The 16,580-nt window shown below is 72.3% G+C and carries 13 protein-coding genes; 5 read left to right on the top strand and 8 right to left on the bottom strand.

Features of this window, described 5'->3' with window-relative positions; genetic code table 11:
• Positions 1-9: 9 nt before the first annotated feature.
• From secD to OG885_RS39695, 3 genes are all read right to left on the bottom strand, one after another.
• Positions 10-588: a preprotein translocase subunit SecD gene (secD, locus tag OG885_RS39705; protein ID WP_405740574.1), complete on the bottom strand. Its 579-nt coding sequence runs from the start codon at positions 586-588 to the stop codon at positions 10-12.
• Between the two features lie 299 nt (positions 589-887).
• On the bottom strand, positions 888-1,577 hold the full coding sequence (locus OG885_RS39700) for a hypothetical protein (protein WP_405740572.1): 690 nt from the start codon (positions 1,575-1,577) through the stop codon (positions 888-890).
• Positions 1,578-1,678: 101 nt separating this feature from the next.
• Positions 1,679-3,214: a M1 family metallopeptidase gene (locus OG885_RS39695; RefSeq protein WP_405740569.1), complete on the bottom strand. Its 1,536-nt coding sequence runs from the start codon at positions 3,212-3,214 to the stop codon at positions 1,679-1,681.
• A gap of 207 nt (positions 3,215-3,421) precedes the next feature.
• Here OG885_RS39695 and OG885_RS39690 point away from each other — a divergent pair, with 207 nt between their 5' ends.
• The gene (locus OG885_RS39690) at positions 3,422-5,641 is read left to right on the top strand and encodes an NADP-dependent isocitrate dehydrogenase (protein ID WP_405740566.1); all 2,220 of its coding nucleotides are present in this window, start codon (positions 3,422-3,424) and stop codon (positions 5,639-5,641) included.
• Between the two features lie 59 nt (positions 5,642-5,700).
• Here OG885_RS39690 and OG885_RS39685 read toward each other — a convergent pair whose 3' ends face one another.
• The gene (locus OG885_RS39685) at positions 5,701-6,042 is read right to left on the bottom strand and encodes a DUF5713 family protein (protein WP_405740563.1); all 342 of its coding nucleotides are present in this window, start codon (positions 6,040-6,042) and stop codon (positions 5,701-5,703) included.
• 47 nt (positions 6,043-6,089) lie between these two features.
• Between OG885_RS39685 and OG885_RS39680 the strand changes: the two genes are divergently transcribed.
• Positions 6,090-6,878: an N-formylglutamate amidohydrolase gene (locus tag OG885_RS39680; RefSeq protein ID WP_405740560.1), complete on the top strand. Its 789-nt coding sequence runs from the start codon at positions 6,090-6,092 to the stop codon at positions 6,876-6,878.
• A 58-nt stretch (positions 6,879-6,936) separates the two neighbouring features.
• Entirely contained in the window at positions 6,937-8,154 is a 1,218-nt protein-coding gene (locus tag OG885_RS39675; protein WP_405740557.1) for a cytochrome P450, read from the top strand.
• Between the two features lie 19 nt (positions 8,155-8,173).
• Here OG885_RS39675 and OG885_RS39670 read toward each other — a convergent pair whose 3' ends face one another.
• The 3 genes from OG885_RS39670 to OG885_RS39660 are packed head-to-tail and all read right to left on the bottom strand — an operon-like array spanning position 8,174 to position 10,721.
• The gene (locus OG885_RS39670) at positions 8,174-8,647 is read right to left on the bottom strand and encodes a hypothetical protein (RefSeq protein WP_405740554.1); all 474 of its coding nucleotides are present in this window, start codon (positions 8,645-8,647) and stop codon (positions 8,174-8,176) included.
• An 8-nt stretch (positions 8,648-8,655) separates the two neighbouring features.
• Positions 8,656-9,231: a sigma-70 family RNA polymerase sigma factor gene (locus tag OG885_RS39665; RefSeq protein ID WP_329342133.1), complete on the bottom strand. Its 576-nt coding sequence runs from the start codon at positions 9,229-9,231 to the stop codon at positions 8,656-8,658.
• A 59-nt stretch (positions 9,232-9,290) separates the two neighbouring features.
• Complete coding sequence (locus OG885_RS39660; protein WP_405740551.1) at positions 9,291-10,721, bottom strand: S8/S53 family peptidase; 1,431 nt, start codon at positions 10,719-10,721, stop codon at positions 9,291-9,293.
• Between the two features lie 148 nt (positions 10,722-10,869).
• Between OG885_RS39660 and OG885_RS39655 the strand changes: the two genes are divergently transcribed.
• Positions 10,870-13,437 carry a CHAT domain-containing protein gene (locus OG885_RS39655; RefSeq protein ID WP_405743091.1) on the top strand — a complete coding sequence of 856 codons (2,568 nt, stop codon included), beginning with the start codon at positions 10,870-10,872 and terminating at the stop codon, positions 13,435-13,437.
• 92 nt (positions 13,438-13,529) lie between these two features.
• Here the strand turns inward: OG885_RS39655 and OG885_RS39650 are convergent, their stop codons facing one another.
• Positions 13,530-15,311, bottom strand: coding sequence for a LuxR C-terminal-related transcriptional regulator (locus tag OG885_RS39650; RefSeq protein WP_405740548.1), 1,782 nt, complete (start codon positions 15,309-15,311; stop codon positions 13,530-13,532).
• Positions 15,312-15,405: 94 nt separating this feature from the next.
• Here OG885_RS39650 and OG885_RS39645 point away from each other — a divergent pair, with 94 nt between their 5' ends.
• The gene (locus OG885_RS39645) at positions 15,406-16,491 is read left to right on the top strand and encodes a M12 family metallopeptidase (protein WP_405740545.1); all 1,086 of its coding nucleotides are present in this window, start codon (positions 15,406-15,408) and stop codon (positions 16,489-16,491) included.
• Positions 16,492-16,580 lie beyond the last annotated feature (89 nt).

The following is a 16,580-nucleotide window of genomic DNA, read 5'->3' as shown; positions in this document are numbered from 1 at the left end:
GGGTGGTGTTCAGCCCGGCGGCAGCCGGGTGACGCTCTGCTCCGACAGCCGGGCCGGGAGGGCGCCGGTGCGAAGGTCTGCGGCGAGTTCGCGTGCCGACGCCTCGGTGAAGGAGCCGTAGATCTCCGCCTCTCCGCCGGTGATCGCCTGGCTGACGGACGGGGCGGACAGCACGGTCCCGTCGAGAACGATCGCGAACTGGTTGGCGGGGCTCTGCTGTTGGGCGAGCCGTCCGGTGACGTCGGTGAACTTCTTGGCTCCGGCGGCGGTGAACCGGAGCCGTACGAGCCAGCCCTGCCCTGTCTGCTCGTCGGCGACCGCCTCCGCGTCGGCCACGTCGGTGCCGGGGACCGCGACGGTGTCGAGGGCGTATGTGTAGTGGCTGCCGTCCTGCTTCTTCTCGCAGGCGGTGAGCGGCTGTTCCGGCGAGGCCGTCTCATCGGCACGCGGACAGGCCGATTCCCCGAGCGCCTCGGTGGCCAGTACGGGCCGGAAGTCCAGCCGTGCCGTCCGGCCCAGCGTCCTGAGCCCGTCCTGCTGGCTCCCCCGGCCCGAGACGGTGATCGTCGCGTCCGATCCCTCCCCCATGACCCGCACCTCGGCCCCCGCCAGACCCGCGCCACCGCCCGCCGCCGCATCAGGGCGGCGGTCTCCGCCAGCACATGCGGGTTCTGCGGATCCACCGGGCTGAACACGACGTAGACCTTCTCCGGCGGATCCGGGGACGCGGACGTCGGCGAAGCACTGCTGCCGACACCGGTTCCGGCGGCCCCGTCCGGTCCGCCGCAGCCGCCGAGCGCCACGACCAGCGCACCCCACGACGAGTGCGCGCCATGCTCCACCGCTCTCCATGGTCATCCGATTCCCCCGTTCCGTCGCCCCGCCGCTCAGGCGGGTGTGTCAGGGCCCGCCCAGACGACCACGTCCGCCGCCGCGCTGCTGGTGTCGCGGCCCCTGGGCGAGGTCGATGTGAGGGTGAGCAGGACGATGCGGGAGCGGTCGGTGCGCAGACAGACGCGGTCGCCGGGCGAGACCGTGAGGTGGTTGGTGTCGGGATCGCTCGCGTCGACGAGGTCGCCGCAGGCCACCGGTGTGGGAGGGGCCGCGCCCGCCGGGACCACCGCCATGGTGTGCGCCTGCCACGCCTTGAGGTAGACGCCGCCCACGAAGCCGACGACCTGGACGTCGGTCCCGCTCCCCTGGGCCGGCGGGAACCGGTCGAAGTTGGTCCAGGTGGCCTCCAGCGTCAGCGAGTCGCTGAGCTCGGGCGTCCAGCCCTCCGAGGACGGGAGCGAGGTCGGCTCCCCACCGCCCGAGGTCACCGCGGGGGTCGTGGCCGCCCCCTTCCGGTCCGGTTCCCGGGTGACGGTCGCCGTGACCGTCACCCGGGTCGTCACCGTCTCCGTCCGCGTCGGCACGCTCGCCGTCGGAGGTGTCGCCACCGCGGGCAGGCCGAGGTATCCGATCAGCGCGGCGACGATGGTGCACGCGCCGCCGATGACCGCCCCGTGGACCGTGCGGTCCCTGGGCGGGGCCGGTGGCTGTCCGGGCGGGCCGACCGTCGTGTCGTCTTCCATGGGTCCCCCGATCGATGCCTCATCGTGGCACCAACTCGCCCCCGGGACCCTTAAGTTGACACGAATCCGACCCAACCGGGACGCCTTGTGCTATACGCGCCTCAGAGCGTGGCCGAGTTGTCGTGGTGGCCGCTCGGCCGGCTCTGCGGCCGGCGCAGAGACGAACTGACCGGCGTCACCGTCCAGTCCGGGTGGCCGGGCATGCGCGGGGTCTTCGTGCCGTAGAGCCAGTCCCGCAGGAAGCCGGACTGGTCCGCGCCGGAGATCTCGGAGGCGACGGCGATGTAGTCGGCGGTCGACGCCGAGGAGTTGCGGAAGCGGTCCAGGAAGGTGCGCTCGATGGTGGCGAAGACCGTCTCGCCGACCTGCTGGCGCAGCGCGTACAGGACGAGGACGCCGCCGAGGTAGCGCTGGTTGTCGAAGAGGTTGGCCTCGTTCGGGGCGGCGACCGGGCCGGAGCTCTGACGCCACTGGTCGCCCTTGGCGTAGGTGTCCTTCATCCGGGCTTCCATGGTGGTCAGGCCGATCGAGTCGGCCCAGCCGCGCTCGTAGCGGTAGAGCAGCCCGTAGAAGTCGGCGTGGCCCTCGTTGATCCACAGGTCGGCCCAGGTGGCGGGGCTGACGCTGTTGCCGAAGTAGGAGTGGACCAGCTCGTGCATCATGTGCGAGCCGATCTTCGGCTCGGCCTGGAGCAGGTAGTTCGGCTTGTAGAGGGTCAGGGTCTGGGTCTCCAGGCCCGTGAAGTCGAAGGCCGTCGAGGAGTCGTTGTTGCACGGCAGCAGGCCGTACGTCTCGAACGGATAGGCGCCGAGGCGCTGCTCGATCCAGCTCACCAGGTTCGGGGTGAGCGCGAGGGCCGGCTCCAGGGCCGCGGCGCGGGCGGTGGGGACGACATCACGCAGGGGCAGTCCGTTCGGGCCCTGGCGGTCCTTGACGACGTAGTCGCCGACCGTGATCTGGACCAGCTCGGTGGCTATCGGCTCACGGGAGCGGTAGCTGTACGCGGTCCGCCCGTCGCCGAGGTCCTCGGTGCCGGTCAGGGAGCCGCTCGCGACGCCCTTCAGACCCGTGGGGACGGTGATCCGGAAGGTGAAGTCCGCCTTGTCCACCGGGTGGTCGTTGCACGGGAAGACGGTGTGCGCCGAGTTCGGCTGGGGGCAGACCGCGAAGCCGTCCGGCGTGGGCACCCAGGCGGTGTGGGCGAGGGTGCGGCGCGGGTCGGCGGAGTACGTCACGGTGACGGTGACCCGGCGCCGGGCGGGCAGACAGCGGGCGGGCGTGATCCGCAGCTTCTCGCCGACCTGCTCGAAGGCCGCCGTCTTGCCGGCCACGGTCACGGTGCGTATGTCGAGGCCGAGCGCGTCCAGGGAGAAGCGGGTCAGGGCCTCGGTGGTGGTGATCCGCAGGGTGGCGGTGGCGTCGACGAGCTTCGTCGTGGCGTCGTAGGCGAGATCCAGGTGGTAGGCCGACACGCGGTAGCCGTCGTTGCCGAGGTCCGGGTATACGGGGTCCCCCAGGGTCTCCGCGCCGGGGACGCCGCTCGCGACGGCGGCCTGCGCCGGGACTCCCCCGATGGTCAGTGCCGCGGCCGTACCGATCAGGGCGGCGGGCGCCGTCACTCTGGTGCGATATCTCATGGTCCGCTTTCGCTCGGGCGGCCGGGGTGGTCGGTTCCGGCCGTCGGATGAGTGTGATCACCCTCCTTCACTCCAAGATCGGGTGCTGGGGTTGCACGCGAGAGCACACAAAATCCGAGAGCGTGTGCGAGGACCCCTGTCGAGCCGGGCTCGATCACGAGATATCTTGATGTCGAGCAATGTTGCAGACGTGGAGCGGAGCACCCGGTGACTGACTCGACCATCATCTATACGCACACTGACGAGGCCCCGGCCCTGGCGACGTATTCCTTCCTGCCGGTGGTCCAGGCGTACGCCTCGCAGGCGGGGGTCGCCGTGGAGACGCGGGACATCTCGCTGGCCGGGCGCATCATCGCGGTGTTCCCGGAGTACCTGACCGAGGACCAGCGCATCCCGGACGCCCTGCACGAGCTGGGCGAGCTGGCGAAGACGCCCGAGGCCAACATCATCAAGCTGCCGAACATCTCGGCGTCGATCCCGCAGCTCAAGGCCGCCATCGCCGAGCTGCAGGCGCAGGGCTACGCGCTGCCGGCCTACCCCGACGACCCGAAGACCGACGAGGAGCGGGACGTCCAGGCCCGCTACGACAAGATCAAGGGCTCCGCGGTCAACCCGGTCCTGCGTGAGGGCAACTCCGACCGTCGCGCCCCCGCCTCGGTCAAGAACTACGCCAAGACCCACCCGCACCGCATGGGCGCCTGGTCCTCGGACTCGAAGACCAACGTCGCGACCATGGGGCAGAACGACTTCCGCTCCACCGAGAAGTCCGTCGTGATCTCCGAGGCCGGCGCGCTGAAGATCGAGCTGGTCGGCGAGGACGGCACGACCAAGGTCCTGCGCGAGTCCGTACCGGTCCTCGAGGGCGAGGTCGTCGACGCGTCCGTGCTGCACGTGGCCGCGCTGCGTGAGTTCCTCACCGCGCAGATCGCCGAGGCCAAGGCCCAGGGCGTGCTGTTCTCCGTGCACCTCAAGGCCACGATGATGAAGGTCTCCGACCCGATCATCTTCGGTCACGTGGTCCGCGCCTTCTTCCCGAAGACCTTCGAGCAGTACGGCGCCACGCTCGCCGCCGCCGGCCTGTCCCCGAACGACGGTCTGGGCGGCATCCTCAAGGGCCTCGACGCCCTTCCCGAGGGTGACGCGATCAAGGCCTCCTTCGACGCCGAGCTCGCCGAGGGCCCGGCTCTGGCGATGGTCGACTCCGACAAGGGCATCACCAACCTGCACGTGCCGTCCGACGTCATCGTCGACGCCTCGATGCCGGCCATGATCCGCACCTCCGGCCACATGTGGGGCCCGGACGGCGCCGAGGCCGACACCCTCGCGGTGCTCCCGGACTCCTCGTACGCCGGTGTCTACCAGGTCGTCGTCGACGACTGCCGCGCCAACGGCGCCTACGACCCGTCGACCATGGGCTCCGTCCCGAACGTCGGTCTGATGGCGCAGAAGGCCGAGGAGTACGGCTCCCACGACAAGACCTTCGAGATCGCGACGGCCGGTACGGTCCGTCTGGTCGACCAGGCCGGCAACGTCCTCATCGAGCAGCCGGTCGCCGCGGGCGACATCTTCCGCGCCTGCCAGACCAAGGACGCGCCGATCAAGGACTGGGTGAAGCTCGCCGTCACCCGTGCCCGCGCCACCGGCGACCCGGCCGTGTTCTGGCTGGACGAGACCCGCGCGCACGACGCCAACCTGATCGCCAAGGTCAACGCGTACCTGCCGGAGCACGACACCGAGGGCCTGGACATCCGCATCCTGGCTCCGGTCGAGGCCACCAAGCTGTCGGTGGAGCGCATCCGCCGCGGCGAGAACACCATCTCGGTGACCGGCAACGTGCTGCGTGACTACCTCACCGACCTCTTCCCGATCCTGGAGCTGGGCACCAGCGCCAAGATGCTGTCGGTCGTCCCGCTGATGGCGGGCGGCGGCCTGTTCGAGACGGGCGCCGGCGGCTCCGCGCCGAAGCACGTCCAGCAGCTGGTCAAGGAGGACTACCTGCGCTGGGACTCGCTGGGCGAGTTCTTCGCGCTGGTCCCGTCCCTGGAGCAGTACGCCACGGCCACGAACAACCCCAAGGCCAAGGTCCTCGCCGACACCCTGGACCGCGCCACGGCGACCTTCCTCAACGAGGACAAGTCCCCGACCCGTCGCGTCGGCGGCATCGACAACCGCGGCAGCCACTTCTTCCTGTCCCTGTACTGGGCGCAGGAGCTGGCCGCGCAGACCGAGGACGCCGACCTGGCGAAGGCCTTCGCCCCGCTCGCCGAGACCCTCGCCGCGAACGAGCAGAAGATCGTCGACGAGCTGAACGCCGTCCAGGGCAAGCCGGCCGACATCGGCGGCTACTACCAGCCCGACCCGGCCAAGGCCGCCGCGGTCATGCGCCCGTCCACCACGTGGAACGAGGCCCTGGCGTCCCTGAGCTGACGCCCACCCCGTAGGCGCCCCGCCCCGGTCGGCAGTTGCCCGGCCGGGGCGGGCGCGTTTCACCAGTTCCGGCCGGAGATCAGCTCCTCCGAGTCCGCGTCCGCGAAGCCGTAGGCGTGGGCGATGAACCAGAACTGCTCGCCTATCTCCTCCCGGGCGACGGTCTCGATCTCACTGCCCGCCTCGTCGAAGGCCGCCTCGAGGTCGTTGAACTCCTCGGTGGCCGCGTGCGTCAGCACGTACAGCGCGGCGAGATCAGCCGGCCGCTCCGCCTCGATCCGCTCGCACAGGCGCAGCAGGATCTCTCGACCCCGGTCCAGCACCCGGTCGGGGTAGTAGTCGTCCTCGTAGAGCGCCTTGAGGAACGGGTGGGCGGCCACGAGCTCGTTGCTGATCGTCATGCTGTGATCGTGCACCACCCCACTGACAACGCCCCGGGAGCCGCCGCATGACCTCCGTCGTACCGTCCTTCGAGCTGGTGGCCGGGGCCGTGGAGTCGCCCGTGATCCTGCATGTGCCGCATTCCTCGCGGGAGATACCGGACGAGGTGCGCGCGGGGATCGTGCTGGGCGATGCCGCGCTGGAGCGGGAGCTGGACCACATGGTCGACGCGCACACCGCGGAGCTGGCCGCGCGGGCCGCCGGGCTGTCGGGGGTGACGCCGTGGCGGTTCGTCAATCGGCTGTCGCGGTTGGTCGTCGATCCGGAGCGGTTTCCGGACGAGCGGGAGGAGATGCTCGCCGTCGGGATGGGCGCCGTATACACGCGGACCGCGCACCGGGGGGTGCTGCGGCCCGCGGACACCGACCCCGAGCCGCTGCTCGCGCGGTACTTCCGGCCGTACGCGCGGGCCATGAGCGAGGCTGTCGCCGAGCGGCTGGCCGCGGCGGGGCGGGTCGTGATCGTCGATGTGCACTCGTATCCCAGTGCGGCGCTGCCCTATGAGATGCATGGCGACGGGCCGCGGCCGGCTGTCTGTCTCGGCACCGATTCCTTTCACACCCCGGCGGAGCTGGTCGCCGCCGCGCGTGAGGCGTTCGGGGAGGTCGGGCTGGACAGTCCGTTCAGCGGGACGTACGTGCCGTTGGAGTTCTACGGCCGGGAGCCCCGGGTCACCGCGCTGATGGTGGAGATCCGGCGGGACACCTACATGAGCGAGCCGGGTGGGGCCGCCGACGCGGGGCTGGGGCGGCTCGCCTCCGCGCTCGCGACGCTCGTCGACGCCGTGTCCCGCTGACCTCCGCCTGGAGCACTCCCGCGCGACACCCGGCCCGTACGCGGCGAGGGTGGAGGGCATGACCGAGGAGACCACCACGCTCACCGGCCCTCCCGTACGGGACTGGCCCGCCCACGACCTGGCCGGGACGGAGTTCGACCCGGTGCTGGCGGAGCTGATGCGGGAGGGGCCGCTGACCCGGATCCGGCTGCCGTTCGGGGAGGGGTGGGCATGGCTGGCCACCCGCTACGAGGACGTCAGGCAGATCACCAACGATCCGCGGTTCAGCCGTACCGCGGGAATGGACCGCCAAGTCACCCGGCTCGCCCCGCACTTCGCGCCGCGGCCGGGCTCCCCCGCGTGGGCCGACCAGCCCGACCACAACCGGCTGCGCAAGGCCGTGGCGAGCGCGTTCACGGTGAGCGCGATGAAACGGCTGCGCCCTCGCGCGCAGGAGCTCCTCGACCCGCTGGTGGCGGGGATCGTGCGGGACGGCCCGCCCGCCGATCTCGTCGAGCGCGTGCTCGAACCCTTCCCGGTGGCCCTGATCTGCGAGGTCATGGGGGTGCCCGCCGCCGACCGGCCCCGGATGCACGCCTGGGCGGCGCAGATCGTCTCCACGAAGGGCGGGGCCGAGGCCGCCGCCGAGGCCAAGAAGGGCATGTTCGGCTGGATCGCGGAGACCGTCCGGGCCCGCGCCCACAGCGACGGCGACGACGTGTACTCGCTGATCGGGGCGGCGCTGCGGCGGGGTGAGATCAGCGAGGCGGAGGCGGTCGGGCTGGCCGCACCCCTGCAGATCGGCGGCGAGGCGGTCACCCACAATTGCGGTCAGACGCTGTACCTGTTGCTGACCCGCCCCGAGCTGATGGAGCGGCTGCGGAACCGGCCCGAGGACCGCGCGAGCGCCCTGGACGAGCTGATGCGCTACGTCCCGCACCGCACCGCGGTCGGGCTCGCCCGGATCGCCCTGGAGGACGTCGAACTGGGCGGGCAGCGGATCCTCGCGGGCGATCCGGTGTACGTCTCCTATCTGGCCGCCAACCGCGATCCGGACGTCTTCCCCGACCCGGACCGCATCGACCTCGACCGGGACCCCAACCCGCACCTGTCCTTCGGCAACGGTCCGCACTACTGCACGGGCGCGGTGCTGGCGCGGCTCCAGATCGAGCTCATGGTGGGCGCGCTGGTCGACCGGCTGCCGGGGCTGCGGCTCGCGGTCCCGGCCGACCAGGTGGTCTGGCGCCGGAAGACGATGATCCGCGGGCCGCAGTCCCTGCCCGTCATCTGGGACTGACGCGGAGGACGCTTCCGGCTCAGACAGTGAGCCAGTCGGTGACGATCGCCTCCCTGCCGGTCCGCAGCCGCAGCGCGAAAGGACCGGCGGGGGGTTGGCCGTAGGTGAAGCGCCCCATGTCGTCGGTGGTCAACGGGGTGCCGGTCTGCGGCCCGCTGAGCACCTCGATCAACGCCTCCTGGGGCGGCAGCACCTGCCCCAGCAGGCCCTCCCCGGTGACCTCCACGTCCACGGTGACCTCTCCCGCGCGGAAGGTCAGCATCCGCGGTACGTCCGTGGCTCCCCTGACGGGGATGGCGTCCACCACCGAGTCGAAGGTCAGTTCGGCGATCCGGGAGTCGAGGTCGTGCAGGGCGTAGGCCTCCACGGCGATCTGCCGCAGCTGGGCCGGCACCGGGTCGAGGATGCCGGCGGCCCTGCGGAGTTCCTCCTCCAGCAGGTCCGCGTCGGCGTCCAGGCCGGCGTAGTCCTCGTCGAACGTGTCGTCGTTCATCTCGTCCCTCATACCGCCCCCCGCGCTTCGAGTCGGGCCCGCAGCCGGCGCAGACAGCGCTGGCGAAGAGGGCCGATGCTGCCCACGGCGATGCCCAGCGCGGCGGACACCTCCTGGTAACTGGGCGGCGGCGAGGCCATCAGGATGCGCAGCAACTGCCTGCACCGGTCGCCGAGTTCCTCGAACTCCTGCCACAGATGGCGGATGCGTTCGCTCTGTACGGCCGCCTCCTCGGAGTCGAGGAGGGACTGCTCCGGCGTACGGTCCTCGCTGACGCGGTCCAGCAGTTGCGGATCGTCGGTGGGTGTCAGTCGCCTTAAGCTCTTGAGCACCTTCAGACATTCGTGCCGCGCGGTGCTGGCGAGCCACGATCCGGCCTTCTGCGGTTCTCGGATCCGGCCGAGGTGCTGGGCGAAGCGGAACCACACGGTCTGGTACACCTCGTGCGCGTCGGCGTCGCTCAGCCGGTGTGCGCGCACGACGGACCACACCAGTGGGCTCAGCCCTTCCACGAGCGCCTTCCAGGCCGCCGCGTCACCGTCGACGGCGGACTGGACCAGCGCGCCGACATCTGCTCGGTCCACGGCCCCACCCCTCGTGTACGGCAAGTCATCGTACGCCGTGGAGGGGGCGAGTTCGGCCCTCATGCCCCAGGAGAGAGCTGTACGACCGTCCCCTGGCGCCAGGTGGGCGGTATGAGCGCCGGCACGTGCGCCCCGCGCACTTCCGCGAACTCGGTGTTGGCGGCCAGCAGTTGCTGGCGAGCGGCGCGCGGGTCGGTCTCCTTGTGGGCGGTCATGTGGGCGGCGACCAGGGCGGCGGCGGCCGGGGTGGCGAAGGAGGTGCCGCTCCAGTGGGCGTAGCCGTCGAACATCACCTGGTCCGGCTTGGCGGAGGTGCCGTCGTCGCTCAACACTCCGGTATGACGGGGGTGTTGGCAGGTGCAGAGGTAGGTGAAGTTGAAGCGGCAGGCGTCGTAGGTGGAGTGCTGGTAGACGTACGGAATGGGTGCGTCGAAGCCGGTGAGGGTGCTGGTGAGGCGCTCGCCGGGGGCGTAGGCGTTGACCCAGGAGCCGTGGTTGCTGAAGCAGGCGCCGTGGTCGCCGTCGGTGCGCAGGGCACCGATCGACAGGACGCTGCTCGCGTAGTCGGGCAGGGAGGCGTAGGCGGCGGGCCAGAAGGGTGTCGCGCTGGAGTTGTTGCCTGCCGCCGCCACCAACAGGGTGCGCTGCTGCCGCAGTTCCTGCATGAAGGCGTCCACGCCGAGCAGGCCGTCGGTGCGGCCGTTGGAGGTGCCGGCGGAGAGGCTGATGATGTCGGGCCAGCCGTCGCGGTCGACGGCGGCGAACAGGGCCTCGCCGAAGTCGGATTCGAGGATGGCGCCGGCGTCGTTGAGGGTGTTGCGCACGGTGATGTTCGTGTTGGGCGCGACGGACGCGACGATGCCCGCGATGAACGTGCCGTGACCGACGTAGATCTTCAGGTTGCCCTGGTCGTCGGTCTCGGTGCCGTGCAGGTCGCCCTGGACGTGCGACAGGAGCGGGACCAGGGTGTGGTCGTGGGTGAGACCGTTGTCGATCACGAGGACGCCGACCGCGGTGTCGGCGTCGTAACCGGCCTCCGCGGGGGCCGGGTTGGTGCCGCCGGTGAGCGGGGCGGGTACGGGTTCATCGCCGGGGCAGGAGTTGACCGCGATGGACACCACGTGGTTGCGGCTGACCAGCCGGCGTCCCGCGCGTCCCTCCGGTTCCCGCATGGCGCGCAGGGCGTTCGCCACGGCCCGGTCGGCGCGGCGGTCGCCGTGGCCGGGGTCGCCGACCTGGATACGGGTGATGCCCGAGCGGTTGGTCTGCGGCCCCGCGCGGCGCACCTGGTCGCCGCTGAGACCGGTCGCCGCGGTGAAGTGGTCGCGGACGGTGTTCTCGACGAGCGCCGCCTCCTCACCGTCCCGCGCGAGGACCACACCCTTCTCGTAGATGAACTCGGCCGCGTCGTCCGGTCCCATCGCGAGGGAGACGTCGGGCATCGATCGCTGGATCTGGTCGAACTGCTCCGGGAATCGCTGAGGTGCCATGGCGTGTCCTCCCACTTGAGCGGTGGTCGTCAGTCAGAGTCTCGGGTCCGCCGATTGATACAGCGCCACCCCTGTGTGCCGTACGACCCGGAGCACTACCATCCGTTGGGTGACGGCGGGAAGCGACACGGTTCTCGAACTGCTGCCCATGGTGTTCGCCGCCCCCAAACAGGCGTTGGCGAGGGCAGAGGAAGTAATCGGCTCCGACCCCTCACCGCTGCATGCCTCCGTCGCCCACCAGGTGATCGGTATCTGGCAGCGCGACTGGGGCGACATGAAGATCGCGCTGCGCCATCTGCGCCGCGCCCGCGACCTCGCCGTGCGCGCCGAGTCCGCCGACCGCGAGGCCGATGTGCTGGCCGCGCTCGGTGTGGCGCTCGTGACCGCGGGGCGCACCCGGCAGGGTCTGGACGCGCTGGAGCGCGGGGTCGCGGTGAGCAGCGGCCACACCCGCGCCCGGGTGCTGTACCGACGGGCCTACGCCTCCTGGGTGCTCGGCCGGCACCGGGAGGCGCTGGAGGACGTACGCCGGGCGATTCCCGTGCTGCGACAGGTGGACGACGTGATCTGGACGGCGCGGGCGCTGACGCTGCGGGCGACCGTGCATCTGGCGGTCGGTGCGGTGGAGCGGGCCGAGGCGGACTTCGCGGCGGCCGAGACGCTGTTCGACACCACGGGCCAGGAGCACGACAAGGCGGACGGGGTGGAGAGCCGGGGGCTCGCCGCGTTCCGGTCGGGTGACGTCCCGGCGGCGCTGCGGCTGTTCGACGAGGCCGGGGAGCGTTACGCCAAGCTCGGTACGCCGTCGTTCATGCTGTACATCCGGCGCTGTGAGGTGCTGATGGCGGCCGGGCTGGCGCCTGAGGCGCTGGCGGAGGCGGACGCGGCGATCGCCGTGCTGGACGGGATCGGCGGGCAGTCCACCCTGAAGGCGGAGCTGCTGCTGGCCGCGGCGCGGGCGGCCCGGCGGGCGGGCGATCCGCACACCGCGATCGCGCGGGCGGCGCTCGCGGTGCGGCTGTTCGCCGCGCAGCGGCGGTCCTGGTGGGAGACGCATGCCCGGCTGGTGCTGGTCGAGGCGCGCCTGGCCGCCGGACGCGGCTCGGGGCGGCTGGTGGCCGACGCGGCCGAGGTCGCCGAGCGCCTGGCCGGGTTCGGGGCGCCGGCCGCCCCTGAGGCCTCGCTGCTGGCGGGGCGGATCGCGCTGGGGCTGGGCTGGACCGAGGATGCCGAACGGCATCTGGCGATCGCCGCCCGCAGCCGGCACAGCGGTCCTCCGCTGGCGCGGATGACGGGCTGGGCGGCGCAGGCGCTGCGGGCCCGGGCGGCCGGGTCGGGGCGGGGCATCCTGGAGGCCTGCCGACGTGGCCTCGACGTCCTCGACGACCATCGGATGACACTCGGCGCCTCGGAGCTCAGGGCCCGGGCCACCGAACAGGGCGCGGAACTGGCCGCGTTGGCCCAGCGGGCGAGCCTGGACTCCGGCAACCCGCGCCGGCTGCTGGTGTGGAGCGAGCGCTGGCGGGCCACCGCGCTGTCCGCGCCGCCGACCCGCCCGCCGGCCGACCCGGCGCTGCTGAGCGATCTGACGGCGTTCCGGGAGATCGCGGCCCGTGCGGAGGCGGCCCGCCGGGAGGCCCGCCCGCTGCCGGTCCTCGAGCGTGAACAGCGGCGCCTGGAACGGGAGATCCGGGCCCGCACGCTGCACATCCGCGGGGACCACCCCGGCGACGGCATCCGCTTCGACCCCAGCCGGTTGCTGGAACGGCTGGGTGACGACGTACGCCTGGTCGAACTGGCCGTGCTGGACGGGCGTGTCCAGGTGCTGCTGTGCGGGCAGGGGCGGGTGCGGCGGTTCGAGGCCGGGCTGCTGCACGAGGCGGAGACCGAGGCGGAGCATGTGCAGGCCGGGCTGCGCCGGCTGGCGCATCCCGGGGCGGAGGCGCGGCTGCCGGTGGTGGAGGCGGCGGGGCGGCGGCTGGAGAAGCTGCTGCTCGGTCCGGCCGCGGCCCACCTCGGCTCCGGGCCGGTCGTCGTCGTACCGCCGGGCCGGCTGCACCGGGTGCCGTGGGCGCTGTTGCCGTCGCTGCGGGAGCGGGTGCTCAGTGTGTCGCCGTCGGCGAGCAGCTGGCTGCGGGCCCGCGAGACCGAACCGCCGCCCGGTGGCCGCCATGTGCTGGTCCGTGGGCCGGGGTTGGCGACCGAGGGCGCCGAGGTGTCCGAACTGGCGGGCCGGTACGGCGGATCGACCGTCCTGGAGGAGGACGAGGCACGGGTGCCACGGGTGTTGACGGAGCTCGACGGGGCCGCGCTCGCGCACATCGCCGCGCACGGCACCTTCCGCGCCGACAGCCCGCTGTTCTCCTCGCTGCGGATGGCCGACGGGCCGATCGTCGTGCACGACTTCGAGCGCCTCGCCCGCAGCCCGTACCGGATCATCCTGTCCTGCTGCGACACCGCCCGGTTCGCCTCGGTCGGCGCGGACGAGCTGCTGGGCCTGGTCACCGCGCTGCTGCCGCTGGGCACGGCGGGCGTGGTGGCATGCACCGCGCCGGTCAACGACGCGGCGGTGGTCCCGCTGATGCTCGCCCTGCACCAGGCGCTGAGCACCGGTCTGTCCCTGGCCGAGGCGCTGCGCGACGCGCGGGCGGCACTGCCGGGGGATGCGACGCACCAGGCGACGGGCTGGGCGTTCTCGGCGTTCGGCGCGGCGTGAGGGCGTGTCTGACGAGGGCGGCGGCCTGAAGAGGGCGGCGGCCTGACCCCTCCCCCGATTACGGGGGTCAGACCGCCGGTCGGTGGGCCGGCTCAGGCCGGCTGTGCGGCGGGCAGTTCCACCAGCCACGGCAGCGCTCCGCGGTCGTTCGCGCCGAGGCGGGCGTACGCGCTGTAGAGGTGGTTGCCGACGGTGCGGATGGACAGCGTCAGCTTCTCCGCGATCTGCCGGTTGCTGAGGCCGGCGGCGGCGAGGGTGACGATCTGCCGCTGACGTGCGGTGAGTTCGCCGAGGACCAGTCCGGACAGGGCCGGGGTGCGGGCGCCTTGGCAGCGGCGGGCGAGGGCTACGGCGCGGGTGCGTGAGGTGCGGGCGGCGCGCGGGTCGCGGTGGGCGCGGACGGCCTGCGCGTGCGCCTCGGCGGCGAACAGCAGGAACCCGCGCTCCTCCAGCCCCTCGGCGGCCCGGTCCAGCGCCGGCCCGTCGTTGCGGGCGAGCGCGTCGGCGTGCAGGGCGAACACGCCGGTGCCCGGCCGTGCGTGGGGAGCCCCGAGGCGTACGGCGTCGTAGGCGTCGGTGACGGTTTCCAGAGCGGTGTCGACGTCGCCGCGCGCCGCCGCGAGCCATGCCGTGACCGGTCCGTCGGTCTCCCCGTCGAGGCCGGTCGTCTCTCCTGACTGCGTGGCCGCCAGGGCGAGTTCGGTACGGCAGGCCGGGTCGCCCGCCGTCTCCCGCAGTCCCTCCCTCGCCCAGGCCGCCGCCTCCCGCAGCTCTCCGCGCAGCCGGGCGAACCGCGCCCGTACGGCCGCGTACCGCGCCGGGACCGGCTGCCCCTGCGCGACGAGCCACTCCCCCACGGGCGCGTCCGTCTCCCGTACGTCGGCGCGCTCGATCCGGTCCGCGAGGGCGGCGGCCTCCGCCGCGAGGGCCGCCGTGCACTGCTCCGGCCTGTGGGCCAGCCGCCTGGCCCGCAGCCGGCCGGCCGCGGCCCGCAGCACCGGGCCGTGCAGGGGGTGGGCGAGACGTACGGCGCCGTCGTCGTCGACGTGCACCAGGCCGTCGGCTTCGAGGCGTTCGAGGGCGGGCAGGTCGAGGTCGTCCATGGAGTGCGGCAATGGCTCGGCGAACGCGAGGAGTTCGAGCGTTTCGCGGTCCGCGCACTCCAGGACCCGCGCCGTCCGTTCCCGCACGGTCGTGGTGACCGGCATCGGGCCCCGCCACGCCCGGTCCTGCGAGCCGGGCAGCCGGGTGAGCAGCCCGCTCTCGCGGACCGCGCCGATCAGCTCGCGCAGCAGTCGCAGATCGCCGCGGCACAGCCGGTGCAGCCGGTTGACGGTGAGCGGTTCCAGACCGCCGCCGACGCCTGCCGCGGCCAGCTGGGCCGTCTCCTCGTGGGGCAGCGGTTCCAGGACGAGCCGCGGCAGCAGCTCGCCGGTCCACAGCCGGGAGACGGCGCCCGGGACGGGGGTGCCGTCGGTGGCGACGACCAGCAGCCGGGTGCGGCCGTGCACGGCGAGCTGGTGGACGAGGGCGGCCGAGGCGTCGTCGAGCAGCTGGGCGTCATCGACCAGCAACAGGCGGACGGCGGAGAGCAGTTGGACCGCCCGGTGCAGGTTCACCGTCTCGGGCAGCAGATGGGCGAACGCGGCGAACGGGATGTGCCGGGTCTCGGGCGTCCCGGCCACCCTGGCGCAGTCGGTGCCGCGGACGGCCTCCGTCACGAGCCGGGTCTTGCCGCAGCCCGCCGGGCCGGTGACCACGATGCCGTGGTGACCTGCGGCCGACGAGCGGCGGATCAGCTCGAGTTCGTCCTCCCGGCCGGTGAACGGCCAGGGCAGCTCCAGGGTTTTCGCGTCCCGTTCGAAAGTCGTCACACCTACAAGAGCGCGAGTACTCAGGCCTGATACACGGGGACTTGAGTAGCCCTCGACTCAGGCGCCCGGGGACGGCCGACGGCACTCTTGGCGCATGGCTTCCCGCTACTGCTCCCTCGCGCAGCAGTCGGCCCCCGTCTTCACACCGGGGTTGACCGCCGAGCGGCTGAGCGCGCTGGTCGGCGGGGGCCGGATGTGGGTCAACAACACCGTCCTGCACTACTACTTCTTCGACGGCGACTCGGACGCCTCGGTGATCGCGATACCCGGCAGCGGGGCGACCCGCCGGGTGTCGTGGGTCGGCGCGGAGAAGCAGCGGGACGTCGTACGGGAGTGCTTCCTCCAGTGGCAGGACCTCGGCATCGGGGTCACGTTCACCGAGGTCGGCGACCGTTCCGAGGCGGAGCTGCGGATCGGGTTCCAGCTCGGTGACGGCTCCTGGTCGACGGTGGGCAAGGACGCGCTCCGGGTCGGCCTGCACGAGCGCACCATGAACTTCGGGTGGGACCTGACCGCGCCGGGGGAGCGCGGGACGGCCCTGCACGAGATCGGGCACGCGCTCGGCATGCACCACGAGCACCAGAACCCGTTCGCCGGGATCCACTGGGACGACGAGGCCGTCTATGCCGAGCTGGCAGGCCCGCCGAACTTCTGGACCCGGGACAAGACGTTCTTCAACATCCTGCGCAAGCTCGACCCCAGCGAGGTGAGCGGCTCCGCCTGGGACCACCAGTCGATCATGGAGTATCCGTTCTCTGCGGGGCTGATCCTGGAGCCGGAGCAGTTCCGTGCGGGTCTGACCCCGCCCGGGACGCTCTCACCCTCCGACAAGGAGTACGTCCAGCGCTGGTATCCGTCGGTCGGTCCCACACTGCCGCCCGTGCTGATGCCGTTCCGCTCGGCGCCGCTCGGGCTCGGCCCGGGCGAACAGGCGGACTTCACCGTCGAGCCGCCGGAGACCCGCGAGTACAGCGTGGGCACCTTCGGCGACAGCGACACCGTGGTCGTGGTCTTCGAGGAGCGGGACGGGGAACCCCGCTATCTCGGCGGCCAGGACGACGGGGGAACACCGCACAACGCCACCGTCAGGGCCCGTCTCGTCAAGGGCCGCCGCTACTTCGTCCGTGTGCGCCTGTACTCCGCGTGGGGTTCGGGGGAAACCGCGGTCATGTGCTGGTGACAGCACGTACGGCCGCACACGGGCGAGGCTGGACCACTGTCCGGCGCCGGGGGAATGGCCGGTCGATCGTCACCTTCGGGGGAGGGAGA

Source organism: Streptomyces sp. NBC_00028 (assembly GCF_045041065.1).
GTDB lineage: Bacteria > Actinomycetota > Actinomycetes > Streptomycetales > Streptomycetaceae > Streptomyces.
This window is presented reverse-complemented; position numbering and strand designations above follow the sequence as displayed.

Bases quoted from the DNA above. Each gene is read 5' to 3' on its own strand.
- secD (WP_405740574.1), bottom strand. From the start codon at position 588: ATGGGGGAGGGATCGGACGCGACGATCACCGTCTCGGGCCGGGGGAGC.
- OG885_RS39700 (WP_405740572.1), bottom strand. From the start codon at position 1,577: ATGGAAGACGACACGACGGTCGGCCCGCCCGGACAGCCACCGGCCCCG.
- OG885_RS39695 (WP_405740569.1), bottom strand. From the start codon at position 3,214: ATGAGATATCGCACCAGAGTGACGGCGCCCGCCGCCCTGATCGGTACG.
- OG885_RS39685 (WP_405740563.1), bottom strand. From the start codon at position 6,042: ATGACGATCAGCAACGAGCTCGTGGCCGCCCACCCGTTCCTCAAGGCG.
- OG885_RS39680 (WP_405740560.1), top strand. From the start codon at position 6,090: ATGACCTCCGTCGTACCGTCCTTCGAGCTGGTGGCCGGGGCCGTGGAG.
- OG885_RS39675 (WP_405740557.1), top strand. From the start codon at position 6,937: ATGACCGAGGAGACCACCACGCTCACCGGCCCTCCCGTACGGGACTGG.
- OG885_RS39670 (WP_405740554.1), bottom strand. From the start codon at position 8,647: ATGAACGACGACACGTTCGACGAGGACTACGCCGGCCTGGACGCCGAC.
- OG885_RS39660 (WP_405740551.1), bottom strand. From the start codon at position 10,721: ATGGCACCTCAGCGATTCCCGGAGCAGTTCGACCAGATCCAGCGATCG.
- OG885_RS39655 (WP_405743091.1), top strand. From the start codon at position 10,870: ATGGTGTTCGCCGCCCCCAAACAGGCGTTGGCGAGGGCAGAGGAAGTA.
- OG885_RS39645 (WP_405740545.1), top strand. From the start codon at position 15,406: ATGGCTTCCCGCTACTGCTCCCTCGCGCAGCAGTCGGCCCCCGTCTTC.